The sequence below is a fragment of the Sphingomonas sp. AC411 genome, from assembly GCF_979253035.1.
Window position 1 is genome coordinate 3428965 of sequence record NZ_CEEDAQ010000001.1, and the last position, 16987, is coordinate 3445951.

7 protein-coding genes and 5 pseudogenes are annotated in these 16987 nt (G+C 68.5%); 6 read left to right on the forward strand and 6 right to left on the reverse strand.

Annotated features, from left to right (window positions below; genetic code table 11):
- The 6 genes and pseudogenes from kdpB (at position 1) to mdoH (ending at position 9980) form a co-directional block, all read left to right on the forward strand.
- A pseudogene (gene kdpB, locus AC0IX7_RS17570) lies at positions 1-2032 on the forward strand (potassium-transporting ATPase subunit KdpB).
- 69 nt (positions 2033-2101) lie between these two features.
- Positions 2102-2683: a potassium-transporting ATPase subunit KdpC gene (gene kdpC / locus AC0IX7_RS17575; RefSeq protein WP_471813117.1), complete on the forward strand. Its 582-nt coding sequence runs from the start codon at positions 2102-2104 to the stop codon at positions 2681-2683.
- Positions 2680-5337 (forward strand): annotated as a pseudogene (locus AC0IX7_RS17580) (DUF4118 domain-containing protein). The gene kdpC and the pseudogene AC0IX7_RS17580 overlap by 4 nt, the downstream one beginning before the upstream one ends.
- Positions 5334-6299, forward strand: coding sequence for a response regulator transcription factor (locus tag AC0IX7_RS17585; RefSeq protein ID WP_471813119.1), 966 nt, complete (start codon positions 5334-5336; stop codon positions 6297-6299). Before AC0IX7_RS17580 ends, AC0IX7_RS17585 begins: the two are co-directional and overlap by 4 nt.
- A gap of 355 nt (positions 6300-6654) precedes the next feature.
- Positions 6655-8160, forward strand: coding sequence for an OpgD/OpgG family glucan biosynthesis protein (locus tag AC0IX7_RS17590; protein WP_471813121.1), 1506 nt, complete (start codon positions 6655-6657; stop codon positions 8158-8160).
- Positions 8160-9980 (forward strand): glucans biosynthesis glucosyltransferase MdoH, encoded by a 1821-nt coding sequence (gene mdoH, locus AC0IX7_RS17595; protein ID WP_471813122.1) that lies wholly within the window; start codon positions 8160-8162, stop codon positions 9978-9980. The genes AC0IX7_RS17590 and mdoH overlap by 1 nt, the downstream gene beginning before the upstream one ends.
- Before the next feature lie 131 nt (positions 9981-10111).
- Here the strand turns inward: mdoH and AC0IX7_RS17600 are convergent, their stop codons facing one another.
- From AC0IX7_RS17600 to AC0IX7_RS17625, 6 genes and pseudogenes are all read right to left on the reverse strand, one after another.
- Positions 10112-11611, reverse strand: coding sequence for a DHA2 family efflux MFS transporter permease subunit (locus AC0IX7_RS17600; RefSeq protein ID WP_471813124.1), 1500 nt, complete (start codon positions 11609-11611; stop codon positions 10112-10114).
- Positions 11608-12992 (reverse strand): annotated as a pseudogene (locus tag AC0IX7_RS17605) (efflux transporter outer membrane subunit); the annotation flags it as partial. The gene AC0IX7_RS17600 and the pseudogene AC0IX7_RS17605, both read right to left, overlap by 4 nt.
- 155 nt (positions 12993-13147) lie before the next feature.
- A pseudogene (locus tag AC0IX7_RS17610) lies at positions 13148-14028 on the reverse strand (efflux RND transporter periplasmic adaptor subunit).
- Positions 14029-14044: 16 nt separating this feature from the next.
- A complete protein-coding gene (locus AC0IX7_RS17615) occupies positions 14045-14251 on the reverse strand; it encodes a DUF1656 domain-containing protein (protein WP_471813125.1) in 207 nt (68 codons plus the stop codon).
- Positions 14248-16411 (reverse strand): annotated as a pseudogene (locus AC0IX7_RS17620) (FUSC family protein). Before AC0IX7_RS17620 ends, AC0IX7_RS17615 begins: the two are co-directional and overlap by 4 nt.
- The gene (locus AC0IX7_RS17625) at positions 16314-16766 is read right to left on the reverse strand and encodes a MarR family winged helix-turn-helix transcriptional regulator (protein ID WP_471813126.1); all 453 of its coding nucleotides are present in this window, start codon (positions 16764-16766) and stop codon (positions 16314-16316) included. The pseudogene AC0IX7_RS17620 and the gene AC0IX7_RS17625 overlap by 98 nt, the downstream one beginning before the upstream one ends.
- Positions 16767-16987 lie beyond the last annotated feature (221 nt).

A 16987-nucleotide genomic window follows, 5' to 3' on the forward strand; every position in this document is an offset into this window, starting at 1 on the left:
ATGGCACGCACCCCTACCAAGTCGCTGTTTACGGCCGACTTGATCATCCCGGCGATCGGCGACGCTTTCCGGAAACTCGATCCTCGGCAGCTGATCCGCAACCCGGTGATGTTCGTCACTGCGGTGGTCGCCACGCTGTTGACGATCCTCGTCAATGTCGGTGGCGACGGGCTGTCGGTCGGCTTCAAGATACAGCTGGTCATCTGGCTGTGGCTGACGGTGCTGTTCGGCACCTTCGCCGAAGCGCTCGCCGAAGGCCGCGGCAAGGCGCAGGCCGCGTCGTTGCGCGCGACCAAGGCCGAACTGACCGCCCGCCGCATGAAGGGCGACCAGGCTGAATCGGTCGCCGCCAGCGCGCTCTGATCGGGCGACATCGTCCTGGTGACGATGGGCGACCTGATCCCCGCCGACGGCGAAGTCGTCTGGGGCGTCGCCTCGGTCAACGAAGCCGCGATCACGGGCGAAAGCGCGCCGGTGATCCGCGAGGCGGGCGGCGATCGCTCGGCGGTGACCGCCGGCACGCGTGTCATCTCCGACGAGATCCGGGTCAAGGTCACTGCCAACCCCGGCGAAGGCTTTCTCGACCGCATGATCGCGCTGGTCGAGGGCGCCGAGCGGCAAAAGACGCCGAACGAGATCGCGCTGACGCTGCTGCTCGTCGGCTTGACGATCATCTTCCTGATCGCAGTCGGGACGATCCCCGGTTTCGCCAGCTATGCGGGTGGCCGCGTGCCGGTCGCGATCCTGGCGGCGCTGTTGATCACGCTGATCCCGACGACGATCGCAGCCTTGCTCTCGGCGATAGGAATTGCGGGGATGGACCGTCTGGTGCGGTTCAACGTGCTGGCGAAGTCGGGGCGTGCGGTCGAGGCGGCGGGCGATATCGACGTGCTGCTGCTCGACAAGACCGGTACGATCACGATCGGCGACCGGCAGGCGAGCGAGTTCCGCTCGGTCGGCGGCACGCGTGATGAGGAGCTGGCCGAGGCAGCGTTGCTGGCCAGCCTTGCGGACGAGACGCCCGAGGGCCGCTCGATCGTCGTGCTGGCGCGCGAAAAGTTCGGTGTGACGACCAACGCGTTGCCGAGCGATGCGGAAGTCATCCCGTTCACCGCGCAGACGCGCATCTCGGGCGTGAAGGTGAATGGTTCGCTGATCCAGAAGGGCGCGGTCGATCTCGATCCTGAAGGCCAATCCGGGGGCGGGGGCGACCGCCGCCGCCACCGAACTGCGCCGGATTACAGACGAGATCGCGCGCGCTGGCGGTACCCTGCTGGCGGTGGCCCGCAATGGCCGGTTGCTCGGCGCGATCTTCCTCAAGGACGTCGTCAAGGCGGGCATCCGCGAGCGTTTCGGCGAACTGCGGGCGATGGGCATCCGCACGGTGATGATCACCGGCGACAACCCGCTCACCGCTGCGGCGATCGCGGCCGAGGCAGGCGTCGACGACTTCCTCGCGCAGGCGACGCCGGAGGACAAGCTCAACCTGATCCGCAAGGAACAGCACGGCGGGCGGCTGGTCGCGATGTGCGGCGACGGCACCAACGACGCGCCGGCTCTGGCGCAGGCCGACGTCGGCGTGGCGATGAACACCGGCACGCAGGCGGCGCGCGAGGCGGGCAACATGGTCGACCTCGACAGCGATCCGACCAAGCTGATCGAGATCGTCGGCCTCGGCAAACAGCTGCTGATGACGCGTGGTGCGCTGACGACCTTCTCGGTGGCGAACGACGTGGCGAAGTATTTCGCGATCATCCCGGCGATGTTCGTCGCGCTCTATCCGGGGCTTGGCGTGCTCAACGTGATGCGGCTCGGGTCGCCCGAAAGTGCGATCCTGTCGGCGATCATCTTCAACGCGATCATCATCCCGATGCTGGTGCCGCTCGCGCTCAAGGGCGTGGCGTACAAGCCGATGGCGGCGGGGCCGCTGCTCGCGCGCAACCTCGCGGTGTATGGGCTGGGTGGGCTGATTGCGCCGTTCGTGGGGATCAAGCTGATCGACCTTCTCGTCGGCGCGCTGGGTTTAGCGTGAAATTGTTCTCCCGCGAAGGCGGGAGCCCAGACTGGTCTCCGCTTTCGCGGGGACACAAGGAGTTGCAGAATGACATCCGATTTTACCTCCGCCCTTCGCCCCGCGTTCGTCATGACGATCCTGTTCGCGCTGCTGCTCGGGATCGTCTATCCCCTCGCCATGACCGGGATCGGACAGGCCATCTTCCCCAGCCAAGCGAACGGCAGCCTCGTCATGGCCAACGGCAAGGCGATCGGCTCGACCGTCGTCGGCCAGGCGTTCACCACCGACCGCTATTTCCAGACGCGCCCCTCGGCGGCTGGCAAAGGTTATGACGGTCTCGCCTCGTCGGGCTCCAACCTCGGCCCGACCAGCCAGGCGCTTGTCGATCGCACCAAGGCTGATGTCGCCAAACGTCGCGCGGAAGGCGTGACGGGGCCGCTCCCGGCCGACCTCGCCACCGCCTCGGGTTCGGGTCTCGATCCCGATTTGTCGCCAGCCTCGGCGTACGCACAGGTCGCTCGCGTCGCACGTATCCGCGGGTTGCCCGCCGACACGGTTCGCGCACTCGTCACGGCCAACGTCGACGGCCCGCTGCTCGGCATCCTAGGCGAGCCGCGCGTCAACGTCCTCGCCATCAACCGAGCGCTGGACGCGACGGGCGCACGTTGAACGACGACGGACGACCATCCCCCGAGGCCCTTCTGCGACAGGCGTCGCAGGAGGGTCGCGGCCGTCTGAAGATCTTCCTCGGCGCCGCTCCGGGTGTCGGCAAAACCTACGAGATGCTCTCCGAAGGCGCCGAACGCCGCCGCGCAGGCGTCGATATCGTCATCGGCGTGGTCGAGACGCACGGCCGCGTCGAAACCGAAGCGCTTACGCGAGGCCACGAGATCATCCCGCGGAAAGCGATCCCGTACGAAGGCCGCACGCTCGACGAAATGGACCTCGACGCCATCCTCGAACGCGCCCTCGCTGGTCCTCGTCGACGAACTCGCCCACACCAACGCGCCCGGCAGCCGCCACCCGAAACGCTACCAGGACGTCGAGGAACTGCTCGCCGCCGGCATCGATGTCTATTCGACGATCAACATCCAGCACATCGAGAGCCTCAACGACGTCGTCGCTTCGTTCACCCGCGTTCGCGTCCGCGAGACCGTCCCCGACAGTATCGTCGAGGCCGCCGAGATCGAAGTCGTCGACATCCCGCCCGACGAACTGATCGAGCGGTTGAAGGCGGGCAAAGTCTATTTGCCCCAAGAGGCGACCCGAGCCCTCTCGCATTTCTTCTCCAAGTCGAACCTGTCGGCGCTGCGCGAACTCGCGCTGCGTCGCGCCGCGCAGACCGTCGATGCGCAGATGCTCGAACACGTCCGCGCGCTCGGTGTCGGCGGCACCTGGGCGGGCGGCGAGCGGATCGTCGTCGCGATCAGCGAACTGCCCGGCGCGCTCGGCCTCGTCCGCGCTACCAAGCGGGTCGCCGACGCGATGCACGCGCCCTGGACCGCGGTATATATCGAGACACCGCGCGCGCAGACCTTCGGCGAGCCCGAGCACCGCCAACTCGCCGCCGTCTTCAACCTCGCGACCCAACTCGGCGGCGACGTCGCCACCGTCCCCGCGACCTCGGTGGTCGACGGCCTCAAGACCTTCACCGCCGAGGCGCGGGCGACGCAGCTCGTGGTGGGCAAGTCGGCCCGCTCGCGCTGGTTCGAACTGCGCCACGGCTCGGTCGTCGACCGGATCGTCCGCGAGACGCCGGGGTCGCGGTCCATGTCCTGCCGATGGAGGCGGGTGCCGCGGCGCCGACCGGCAGAAAGCGCACCGGCGATTGGGGCAGCAAGGCGGGCTATGCCTGGACGACCGCGATGGTGGCGAGCGTCACCGGCGTCGCGAGCGCGCTGTTCCACATCCTCAACCTCGGCAACGTCGCGCTGCTGTATCTGCTGCCGGTGATGGCCGCGGCGAGCCTGTTCGGCCTGCGTACCGGACTGTTCGCCGGGATCGCCTCGTCGATCGCGTACAATTTCTTCTTCCTGCCGCCGACCGGTACGCTGACGATCAACAATCCCGAGAACGTGATCTCGATCCTCGTGCTGCTCGGCATAGCGTTCGTGACGAGCCAGTTGACGTCGCGCGTTCGCGCGCAGGCCGACATTGCCGCCGCGAGCGCGCGGACGAACGCGGCGCTCGCCGGTTTCTTGCGGCAATTGACCTCGCTCAACGAGCCGGTCGCGCTGGCGCGTGCGATCTGCGAGGAGATCGGCCGGTTGTTCGGCGTGCGCGCGGTGATCCTCGTCGCGGAGGATACCGGGCTCGCGGTGCAGGCGGCGAACGGTGCGGATTACCGGCTCGAGACGATGGAGATGGCTGCCGCGCAATGGGCCTATGATACGGGCGCGCCCGCTGGTCGTGGATCGGGCACGCTGGCGGCGTCGGAGTGGTTCTTCCAGCCGTTGCGCTCGGGCGAGCGGACGCTGGCGGTGCTCGGGCTGGCGCGCGAGGCGGGCGGCGACCCGGTGCGATCGGACCAGTTGCCGTTGCTTATGAGCCTGGTCGATCAGGCGTCGCTGGTGCTCGAACGCGCGCGGCTGGAGGTCGAGATGCGCGATGTCGACGCGGTGCGCGAGCGCGATCGGTTGCGCGCCGCGCTGCTGTCGTCGGTTAGCCACGACCTGCGTACGCCGCTGACGTCGGTGATGGCGGCGGCGGCGGAACTGCACCGCGGCGTCACGCCCGAACTGATCGCGACGATCGAGAGCGAGGCGGCGCGGCTCAACCGGTTCGTCGGCAATCTGCTCGACATGGCGCGGGTCGAGGCGGGCGCGCTCCGGTTGCGGCTGGAGCCGACCGATCTCACCGACGCGGTGGCGGGCGCGGTGCACGATACGAAGCGCGTGCTCGAGGGGCATGCGATCGAACTCGACGTCGCGCCGAACCTGCCTTTGGTCCGCGTCGATCCGCAATTGCTCCACCATTGCCTGCTCAACCTGCTGGACAATGCCGGCCGCTATGCCGATCCCGGCACGCCGATCATCGTGCGTGCCGAGCACCGGTTCGGCATGCTGCGGCTGTCGGTGATCGATCAAGGGCCGGGCCTGCCGCCCGGCCGCGAGAAGGAGGTGTTCGAGACGTTCCGCCGCCTCGAAGGCTCCGACCGCGCGATCGGCGGCACGGGACTTGGGCTTGCGATCGTCAAGGCGTTCGCCGAAGCGATGGGGATGAGCGTCGAAGCCAGCAACCGCGAAGACCTGACGGGCGCGCAGTTCAGCCTGTGCTTCCCCGTGGCCCTGCTCGTCCGCGACACCGATGGAGCGAATCTATGAGCGCGCAGACGGTCCTGATCGTCGATGACGAACTGCATATCCGGCGGTTGTTGAAGAACACGCTGGAGCGGGCAGGGTACGGCGTCGAGGAAGCGGTCGACGCGCGCGAGGCTTTGCGGATTGCGGCGAGCCGGCCGTTGACCGCGGTGCTGCTCGACCTGGGGTTGCCGGATCGCGATGGGCTGGAGCTGGTACCGTTGCTGAAGAAGCTCGGCGATCCGATCATTCTCGTCGTGTCCGCGCGCGAGGCGACCGACCAGAAGGTGGCCGCGCTCGATCTTGGCGCGGAGGATTATGTGACCAAGCCGTTCGATACCGAGGAGTTGCTCGCACGGTTGCGGGTGGCGTTGCGCGGGCGCGGCGAGGCGACATCGCGGCCGACGGTATTGCGTGCGCATGGGGTGGAGATCGATTTCGAGCACCGGCTTGTCCGGCGGGGGAACGAGGAAGCGCATCTGACGCGCAAGGAGTTCGATGTGCTGTCGGCGCTGGCGGCGCATCCGGGGCGGGTGGTTACGCACCAGCGGATATTGGAGGCGGCGTGGCCGACCGATCACGATCGCCGGATCGAATATCTGCGTATCGTGGTGCGGAACCTGCGGCAGAAGCTGGAGGGGACGGGGGAGTCGGCACGGTCATCGCGAACGAACTCGGGATCGGATACCGGCTGCTGGTCGACGCCTGAACGTTTCCATAGGCAGAAAGCTTGTTTCCCCGCGAAGGCGGGGATCCAGACTGGGCTCCCGCCTTCGCGGGAGAACAAGGAAGCGGGCGGTCCGCCTGTAATGAAGCCCAACCCCTGCAGTCACCCCAGCCCTGCACCGTCACCCCGGCGAAAGCTGGGGTCTCCCTGCCATAGGTCGCCCCTGCCGCGCGAGGTCCCGGCTTTCGCCGGGATGACGGGGTTGCGCACTACGCGAACACTATGGCTCCCCTGCGAAATCGATCTCGAACGCTTATGAGGCAAGCGATAGCTCAAGCGTCGCATGACCGACGCTCGCCGCCTTCGCACCGACCTCAGCCTCCGCGCGAGCGGCGTCCTGGCGCTGACGATCGCCGTCACTGCGATCCACACGCTTGCCCGTCTCCACCCCTAACCGGCCCGCTCGCATTCCTGCTCGCCGCCATCGGCTTCCTCTGCGCGAGTGGCGGCGCGATGCTGGTGATCGTCGGCAGCCATATCCACGACCGCGTCCAGGTCAGCGCTCGCTGGCAGCGCGCGGCGAGGTAGGCCGCGCCGGGGGCGGGACCTGTCGACGCGCGCGCGCGATGTCCTTATGCTACCGCGTTGCAGCATGATGACGAGGAGCGCTCTGCATGATCGGTCGACGCGAAGTAATGACCGCGCTGGGTTTGTTGGGTGTCCTCCCGCAGGCCGCCGCGGCGATGCGTGCAGCGCCCGGAAAGATGGGTGGCAAGGCCGAGCCTTTCTCGTGGGACGCGCTCCAGCAACGGGCGGCGACGCTGGCCACCAAGCCGTACCAGGCGCCCGCCAAGGTCGCCGCCGCCGCCGCGATCGATTACGACAAGGTCGGCAGCATTCGCTTCCGCGCCGACAAGACGCTGGCGGGCGGCATCCGCCTGTTCCCGCTCGGTCGCTATGCACCGATGCCGGTCGCGATCAACGTCGTCGAGGGCGGACAGGCGCGGCGCATCGACTTTTCGCGCGACCTGTTCGAGGCGGAAGAGGGCCATGCCGCCGCGCTCGGCATCGCCGGGTTCCGCGCGATGGCGCCGGGTGGGACCAGCGACTGGATGGCATTCCAGGGCGCGTCCTATTTCCGGACCGCCGGCTCGCAGGACCAATACGGCCTGTCCGCGCGCGGGCTCGCGATCAACACCGGGCTGCCCGGCCGCGAGGAATTCCCCGACTTCACCGAATTCTGGATCGAACGGACCGGCGCCGATGCCTACACGATCTATGCGCTGATGGACGGCGCCAGCGTTACCGGGGCGTACCGGTTCCAATCGCGGCACGTCGCGGGCGCGGGCGTAGAGCAGCAGGTCTCGTCGGTCCTGAACATCCGTCGCGATATCGAACGGCTCGGAGTCGCACCGGCGACCAGCATGTTCTGGTACGGCGAAGGCAATCGCGCCGCTGCGGTCGACTGGCGCCCCGAGATCCACGATCCGGACGGCCTCGCGTTGCTCACCGGCGCGGGCGAGCGCATCTGGCGGCCGCTCAACAACCCGCCGCACGATACGCTGGACAGCTTCGCGGATCAGGCGCCGAAGGGCTTCGGGCTGATCCAGCGCGATCGGAACTTCGATCACTATCAGGATGACGGCGCGTTCTACGATCGCCGGCCCAACCTGTGGATCCAGCCGCAGGGTGACTGGGGCAAGGGCGCGGTGATGCTCTACGCGTTCCCGACCAACAGCGAGACGGTGGATAATGTCGTCTCGTTCTGGACGCCGGCCGCGCCTGCCAAAGCCGGCCAGCGGTTGCAGTTCGATTACACGCTATCGTGGAAATCGAGCGACCCGACCGCCATCGCCGCGACCGCGCATGTCGTCGATTGCTGGCAGGGTGTCGCCGGCCGACCGGGCGCAGAACCGGTCAAGGGCGCGCGAAAGCTCGTGGTCGACTTCATCGGCGACGGTCTTGCCGGGCTCGACCGACAGAGCGGCGTGACCGCGAAGATCGATGTCGTCCGCGGCAAGGTGCTCGCCAACGCGGCGTATCCGGTGGTCGGCCAGAAAAACCGCTGGCGCGTGACCGCCGACGTCGCGCCGGATGCGCAGGGCCCGGCCGACGTCAGGTTGTTCCTCACGCGCGGCGGTCGCGCACTCAGCGAAACCGTGCTGACGCCGATCTTCTGATGCCCGACCTTCCCGCCATGATGCCGTCGATGATGCCGGGCGAGTCGCCGATCGAGATGCTCCCGCAGCGTTTCGACGGGCCGCCGCCGCCCTGGTCCGCGCCCGAACCGGGGCCGGGCATGGTCGTCTCGAACGACGATATGCTCGCGCGCCGGATCATCCTCATCCTGATGACCGGGCTGCTCGCCACCGCGGCATCGTCCGCGGTGCAGGAATCGCTGCTCGCCGACGGGCTGAGCCTGTGGGATGCGGTTTTGCTGGCGCTGTTCTTCCCGTTGTTCGCGTGGATCGCGTTCGGCTTCATGAACGCGGCGATCGGCTTCGTGCTGCTGATGACCGGCGGCCATCCGGGCTTCGTGCCGACGCCGCGCCAGTCCGAACCGCTCGAGGGCCGCACCGCGATCCTGATGCCGGTCCATAACGAGGATATCGACGCCGTGTTCGAGCGGATCGCCTGGATGGCGCGCGCGATCGCGGCTGGCGGCGTCGCCGACCGGTTCGATATCTTCATCCTGAGCGACTCGGGCGAAGCGGCGGAGGCGGCCGAGGTGGCCGCGTGGCAAAGGCTCGCTCCGACGCTCGATTGCGCGCTCTATTACCGTCGCCGGACCGTGAACGTCGGCCGCAAGCCGGGCAACGTGGCCGAGTGGATCCGGCGGTTCGGCGGCGGTTATCGCTACATGCTGATGCTCGACGCGGACAGCCTGATGGGCGGCAACACGATCATCGGCATGGCGCAGGTGCTCGAACGGCGGCCTGCGGTGGCGTTGCTCCAGACCGTTCCCGCGGTGATCAACGGCGTGACGTTCTTCCAGCGCTGGATGCAGTTCGCCAGTCGGTTGTACGGCCCGATCTCGACCGCGGGCCTAGTCTGGTGGTCGGGCTCCGAGGCGACGTTCTGGGGGCATAACGCGATGATCCGGATCGAGGCGTTCGCGGCGAGCTGCGGTTTGCCCGACTTGCCCGGCCGCGCGCCGTTCGGCGGCGTCATCATGAGTCACGATATGGTCGAGGCGGCGCTGCTCCGGCGGCGCGGCTGGCGCGTGCACATGCTGATGACCGAGGAGACGTTCGAGGAATATCCGCCGACGCTGATTGACGCAGCGGTACGCGACCGGCGTTGGGCGCAGGGGAATATCCAACACCTCAGCCTACTGACGTCGTCGGGGTTCCACTGGGTCAGCCGACTGCAATTGCTGATGGGCGCGTCGGCGTTCATCACCTCGCCGGTGTGGCTGCTGATGATCGCGACGAGCGTGGTGCAGGCGCTGATCGGCGAGCGCAACATCGTCGAGGCGCAGACCTCGCTGCAGGTGCTGGTGGTCACGCTGCTGCTGCTGTTCGGGCCGAAGCTGCTGAGCGTGGTCTGGGCGATCTCGAATGCGGAGCGTCGCGCGGGGTTTGGCGGGCGGCGGGGGATCGTGCGGTCGGTGTTGGTCGACGTGCCGTTCTCGATGCTGTCCGCGCCGGTGATCGCGCTGACGCAGACGATGGACCTGGCGGGGATCCTGATGGGGCGCAAGTCCGGCTGGGCGCCGCAGAACCGCGACGCGCATGAGTTGTCGCTGGCGGACGTGATGCCGCGCTATCGCTGGCATGTCGGGGTGGGGGTGGCGCTGCTGCTGGTGACGCCGTTCGCACCGATCACCGCGGCGTGGCTCGCGCCGGTGACGCTGGGGCTGTTGCTGAGCCCGTTCCTGACGATGCTGACGGCGAGCGAGAAGGCGGGAAAGTGGGCGGAGTCGCATGGGATGTTCGTGGAGCCCGGCGAGCATGTGTCGGTGCTGTCGCGGCCTTCGCTGCCGGCAACGCAGGTCTGATACCTACTGCTTCCCCTCCCTGGAAGGGGGCCGGGGGTGGGTCGGCTTCCGCATAGTCGGACGGGCAGTGGAACAAGCCGGCCGACCCACTTCAACCCCTCCCTTCCAGGGAGGGAGAATGTTGCGTCTTGCTACCCCCGGTGCCCGCTCAGCTCGGCACCCGCATCCACCGCGAACCGGCGGTTCCAGATAGTCGCCGACGCCGACACCGCGGTCACCACCAGGAACGCCAGCGTGAAGTCCGCCAGTGCCGGCCGCGTCGCGCCCGTCCCCAGCATCCCGAAATGCAGCGACGCCGCCCCTACGCAGATTCCGAGCGACAGCATCAGTTGCTGGAACGTCGCGTAGAAGCTGGTCGCGCTGCTCATCCGCGACGACGGGATCTCGTCATACGCGATCGTGTTGTACGCCGAGAATTGGAACGACATGAAAAAGCCCGAGATCATCAGCACGCCGAAGATCACCGGGATCGGCCAGTCGGGGCGGAAAAGGCCGGCGACCGCATAGCCCGAGCTCGCGCACAGGCCGCCGACGATAAGGCTGTTGCGGAAGCCGAAGCGGCGCAACACGCGCGGCGCGAGGCTTTTCATCATCAGCGATCCGATCGCGCCGGCAATCGTGATCGCGCCGCTCGCCGCCGCGGTCATGCCGAAGCCCAATTGGAGCATCATCGGCAGCAGGAACGGCTGCGCGCCCTGCGTAATGCGGGTCAGCGATCCGCCGATCACTGAGAGACGGAAGGTTGGGATACGCATCAGCGACAGGTCGAGGATCGGGTCGCTACGATGCTTGGCATGGCGGATGTAAGCGACGCCGGCGACCAGCCCGACCCCTATCAAGACGATCGCGCGCGGCAATTCGCCAGTGCGGCTGGTCATCTCGAACCCGAACAGCAGGCAGCCGAGCGACACGCCCGACAGCATGAAGCCGGGGACGTCGAACTTGGCCGGTTTGTCCTCGCGGACCTCGCCGATGAAGCGCGTCACGAGCACCACGCCGAGCAGCCCGATCGGGACGTTGAGATAGAAGATCCAGCGCCAGTCGAGATAGGTGACGATCGCGCCGCCGACCGGTGGGCCCAGGATCGGGCCGATCAGCGCGGGCATGATCAGCCAAGACATCGCCTGGACCATGTCCTCCTTGGCGACGCTGCGGAGCAGGACGAGGCGGCCGATCGGGATCATCATCGCGCCGCCCAAGCCTTGCAGGAAGCGCGCGACCATCATGAACGGCAGGCTGGTCGCCTGGCCGCACAGCATCGATCCGCCGACGAAGATCAGGATCGCCGCGCGGAAAATGGTGCGCGAGCCGAACCGGTCCGCGAGGCGTCCGCTGGCGGGGATGAAGATCGCCAGCGCCAGCAGGTACGAGGTCAGCGCCGAACTCATGCTGGTCGCGGGCACGCCGAAATCGCGCGCCATCGTCGGCAGCGCGGTCGCGAGCACGGTAGAATCCATCTGCTCCATGAACAACGCGCAGGCGATGATCAGCGCGGTGACGCGGTAGTTGCTCGGCGTGTGCGGCAACGCGTCCGGGTCCCTGGCGACGCGCGCGATGGTGTCGGCGGCGGGCATGATGCCGTCGCGGATCTCGCTGTTGATCGAGGCGAGCCCGCGTCTGCGGAGCCTCATGTCTGCCACCCTCCGCCGAGTGCCTTGAAGACGTCGACCTGACGATCGACCAGCAGCGCGTCGGACGCGGCGAGGTTTGCCTGCGCGGTGGTCAGCGCGGCCTGCGCGGTCAGCAGCGAGAGGAAGTCGGTGCGGCCGAACCGGTAGAGGGTCCCCGCCTGATCCGCGGCGCGCGCGGCGCTGGACTGGGCACGGCGAAGCGCGGCGTTGCGGTCGCCTTCGCGGGCATAGGCGGAGAGCGCGGTTTCGGTCTGGCGGAGGGCTTCAATGTGGTCGAATCGAACTGCGCGAGCGCCTGGTCCGCGGCCGCGCCGGCCTGCGCGATCTGCGCGCGGATGACCGGGCGGTTGGGGAAGCTCCAGCTGATCAACGGCCCGAGCCCGAGATGGAATGCGTTGCCCGAGCCGAGCGACGACACCGGCCCGGTGAACCCGGCCGACCCGCCGAGGCTGACTTGTGGGTAGAGGTTGGCGGTCGCGACGCCGATCCGCGCGGTCGCGGCGGCGAGCGTACGTTCCGCGCCACGGATATCTGGGCGACGGCGGATCAGCGCACTGCCGTCGCCGATCGGCAGCGGACGGTTCAGCGCGGGCGGCCTTGCGCAGGTGGCGACGTCCTTCGGGTAATCGGCGGGCGCGCGGCCCATCAGCGTGGCGAGCCTGTAGAGCGCGGCAGTGCGCGTCGCGACCTGCGACGGGATCAGCGCCTCGCTCTGGTCGACCGCGGTTCTTGCGCGCGTCACGTCGAACGCGGTGCCGCGGCCGCCGCGTTGCAGGCGCTGGGTGACGCTGAGCGTCTGGCGTTGCAGCGTGAGGATCCGGGTGTTGGCAGCGAGCACCATGTTGGCGGTGCAGGCGGCGGCATAGCTGCGCGCGGTTTCCGCGGCGACGGTGACGCGGACATTGTCGCGGGCGGCGGCGACGGCCTCGGCATCGCCCTGCGCTGCTTCGATCGCGCGTCGGATCCGGCCCGACAGGTCGAGCGGGTAGGCGAGCGTGATGCCGAGGTTGTAGTCGAGCGTACCGGGGAGGTTGCCGCCGGTCGTGTACGGCCGGTCGAGCGAGGTGCCGCCGCCGAGCATTGTCGACAGCGTGCGGCCAGCGGCGACTTCGGCGACCACCGCGTCGGCGCGGCGGAGGTTGGCATCGGCGGCGCGCAGGTCGGTGTTGGCGGCGAGCGCTTCGGTGACGAAGCCGTCGAGGCGGGGGTCGCCGTAGAGCTGCCACCAGTGATCGGGGAGCGGGGTGTCGACGAACGCCTTTTCGTTGCCACTGTCGAACTTGCCTTGCGCGGACGGGCGGTTGACGGCGGCGGACTCGGGGAGCGCGTAGTTCGGGCCCGCTGTGGTGCAGGCGGCGAGGGCGAGGGCGCAGGCAGCCGCAACTGCCCCCTCCCTGGAAGGGAGGGGTTGGGGGTGGGTTGGCCGGCTCGTGGCACCACGGTTCGGATTTGCGGAAGCCGACCCACTTCGGCCCCTCCCTTTCAGGGAGGGGGAAGAAGGTGCGCGTTCGTGTGAAGCGGAGCGGTGACCTGGGATCATGCCGTCGTTCCCGGTGCGACCCGAGGTTCGACGGTCACCGTTGCGGTGCGGCCAACGATCAGTTGCACCCCTTCGGCACGTGCGTCAGCTTCACCCGCACCGGATGACGCTGCGCGAGGCGGACCCAGTTGAAGGTCGGGTTCACGTTTGGCAGCAGGTTGGTCGTATTCGTCCGCTCGCTGTCGTTGATCCCCGCGGCGATGCTGTCGACGCGGCCGTGCAGCGCCTGCGGTTCGCCCATCAGGTGGACGATCACCGGGTCGCCGAGATGAATGCTGCCGAGCTTGGTTTCCTCGAAATAGCCCTCGACGCGCAGCGAGTCGGTGTCGACTAGCGCCATCGCCTGCGCGCCGGTCGCGATGTAGTCGCCGGGGTGGAGATCGAGGTTGGTGACGATCCCGTGCACCGTCGCCCGCACCGTCGTGCGGGCGAGGTTGAGCGCTGCTGTCGAGCGTGCGCTCTGTGCTTGCGCCAGTGCGGCGGAGGCGGTGGCGACACGCGCGACGTTCTGCTCGTGCGTCTCTTTCGCCACCAGATCGCCGAGCGCGAGATCGCGCTGCGCTTCGCGGCGGGCCTGGAGCAGAGTCGCACGGGCGCTCGCGATCGAGGCGTCCGACTGCGCTAGCGTCAGTTCGAAGCGCGGGCGATCGACCACGAACAGCACGTCGCCGGGCTTCACCGCCTGGTTGTCGTGCACCGCGACCCGCGTGACGAGGCCGGCGACGTCGGGCGTCACGCGGACGATGTCGGCGCGGATATGCCCGTCGCGCGTCCACGGATCGGTCTCGTACCGCTTCCACAGCCACAGCGCGACCAGCACCGCGAGCGCGACGATCACGATCGTGACGGCGGAGCGGCTAAGGGGGCGAGCAACGATTTGAGGCGGGCAGTAGTCATGCGGAAGGTCCGGTGAGCAGGGCGAGCAGCCCGAGGATGAGGATGAACAGCGCGAGATCGACGAGCGGTCGATACGTCACCGCGCGATAGGCGCCGGCGAAGGCGAGCAGTCGTGTGGCGACGCCGGTGAGGATGACGGCGGCGACCGCGAGCAGCAGGAGGCTCGGCAGATAGACGCCGCCGATCGAGATTTCGCCGGTCATGCCGCCACTCCGTAAGCAGGTGCCAGATAAGGCGGCGCGGCTGGGAACAGGTTGCGGCGCAGCGAGGTCAGCGCGAGCATGCTGATACGGTGTCGGTCTGGCGTGCTGGTCGCGAACCCGGTCATCGCGGTGTCGATCCCGGCGAGCAGGTCGGGCTCGGGCGGCGCCGGTTCGCTGGGGCGCAGCGCGCGGTAATGCGCGCCGATCCCCTTGAGAACGGGCGTGATCAGCGAGGCTTCGTTCGGCGTGCCGTCGAGCCGCAACTGGCGCAATTCGCCGACCGCGACGCCGACACGCAGGTCGGTCAGCGCGTCCAGCAACGGCTTGCCGGGGTCCTCGCCCTGCAATGCGAGCCGCGGCGCGAGCAGCCCGATACGGTCGAGCATCCGGGCGATCCAACCGGCGGCGTCGGGGCGGCCGGGCGAATCGCTGCGAGCCGCCAGTTCGCGCCAGCCCGCGCGGATCAGCCGCCGAGCGCTGGTATCCGCGCCAATCGTCTGGAACAGGCCGACCGTGACGACCGCGAACAGCGTGCCAATCAGCTGCGAGATGCCGCCGTTGAGGAACGCGTCGAAGCCGCCGCCGAAGCGGTCGTTCAACCCGACCGTATTCAACCCGCCGAGCAGCGCGCCGAGCGTCACGAGCAAGGTCGAGGGCCGCGCGAGGAACATGCCCCCGATCAGCATGGGGGTGCGAGGACCGCGGCCAGCGTCACGAAGTCGGTCACCCGCGGCAGGATCGCGAAGGCGTAGACCGCGGACACGATCAGCCCCAGGATGGTCCCGTAGAAGAACGCCTTGATCGCCGGGGCAGGGTTGTCGCTGTTGCCGAACAGCGCGCAACAAACGCCGGCGATCAGCACCGCGCCTGCGCCGTCCGACCAGCCGGTGCCGATCCAGAATGCGCAGCCGAGCAGGATCGTCATGATCGTGCCGGCGGCGGCGCGCAGTGCGATCCCGCGGTCGCGGTGCAGCGGGCGCTTGGCGGTGCGCGCGAGCAGGCGGGCGACCGCGGGCGTGACGGGCGTGCGCGACGGCGAGCGCATCTGATCGCGCAGGTCGCGGGCGTTGCGGTGTGCGTCGACCAGCTCGCCGAGGCGGGCGAGCAGGCTCAACCGCAACGCATCGCGCCAGATCAGCGTGTCGTCGACCGGCGGCTCGAGCGCACGCGCGCGCGCGATCAGCGCGTCGGCGGTTGCGCCGCGCTCGGTGGCGGGTGGCGGATCGCGCAGCCACTCGCGGACGTCCTCGATCAGCGCGAGCGCCTCGGGGCGGGGGCGTCGGCGCCTCGCTTCAGCTCGACGATCCGGTCGTCGACCGCGCTCGCGAGCGGCAGCAGTATCGACAGTTCGGCCTGCAACGCGCGCAACGTCCGGACGCGGGGCAGCAGGCGCGCGGTGTCGAACGGCAGATGGATGGAAAGCTGATGCAGCTCGTTGATATCGAGCGCGAGGCGGCGGCGGTCGCGATCGAGCTGGGCATCGGACTCGCCGGCCAGCGAATCGCGCGACCAGCGCTCGGCGTCCGCCAGGATCGCGTCGATCCGGCCGAGCAGCGCCGCGGTCACGGTCTGCGGGAAGACGAGGCCGTGGATCAGGCTGCCGCAGAGGATGCCGATCGTGATCTCCTGCACGCGTAGCGCAGCGGTGGTGAACACCGCGCCGGGGGTCGCGACCGAGGGGAAGCCGATGATGCTGGCGGTATAGCCGGCGAGTAGGAAGACGTAGGCGCGCGGCGTCCGGTCGAGCAGCGAGATATAGAGGCACAGCCCGAGCCACAGCGCGAGGCCGAGCGACAGGAGTTCGGGCGCGTTGACGAGATTGGGGACCAGCACGACCGCGGCGATCGCGCCGAGCACCGTGCCCGCGACGCGGAACACTGCCTTCGACAGCACCGCGCCGGCCAGCGGTTGCGCGACGATATAGGACGTCGTCACCGCCCAATAGGGGCGCGTCAGGCCGATCTTGAGCGCGATGTAGTAGGCGAGGAACGCGGCGATCAGGCATTTGATCGAGAAGAGCGCTTCCTTCGCGCCGAACCGGGCGAGGATCATCGGGGCAGGCTCATCGCGCGCGATCCGCCATGAACCGCGCGCCGAGTTGCTCCGCCACGCGCAGGGCTGTCGCGAGGTCGTCGTCGGAAACGCCTTCGAGCATTTCATGACGCAGGGTGCTGAACTTCGCCTCGATCGTGGTGACGAGCGTGCGGCCGCGCTCGGTCAGGCGGATCCGGCTGACGCGCGCATCGGCGGGATCGCGGCGGCGCTCGACGAGGCCGGCGGCGGTCATCTGATCGATCGAGCGGACGAGCGAGGCCTGCGTCACGTCGAGCTGGTTGGCGAGATCGGTCTGGCGCACGTCGTCGCCGAGCCGGCCGACCTGGACCAGCGCCCATCCCGACGATGCGGACACGCACATGTCGCTGAGCGCCCGATCCGCCGCCTGCCGCCACAGGCGGGCGAGCGGCAGGAGGGTGCGGGCGTAGGAGGATTCGAGGACGGCACGGGAGGAAGTCATTAGCGTGCTAAGTAATGGCGTTTACTTATGCTGCAATGCGGAATCCTTAGATGACAAAAAAGTTAGGATGGCGTGCTGTCCCACGGGCACCACCCCGGCGGAGGCCGGGGCCCAATTGGAAAGGTTTTGGTAATGGAGGGCAGCGCTCAATTAGCAACGCCCTCCAATTGGGCCCCGGCCTTCGCCGGGGTGGTGCAGTGTTCGCCGGAGTGGATCAGCCA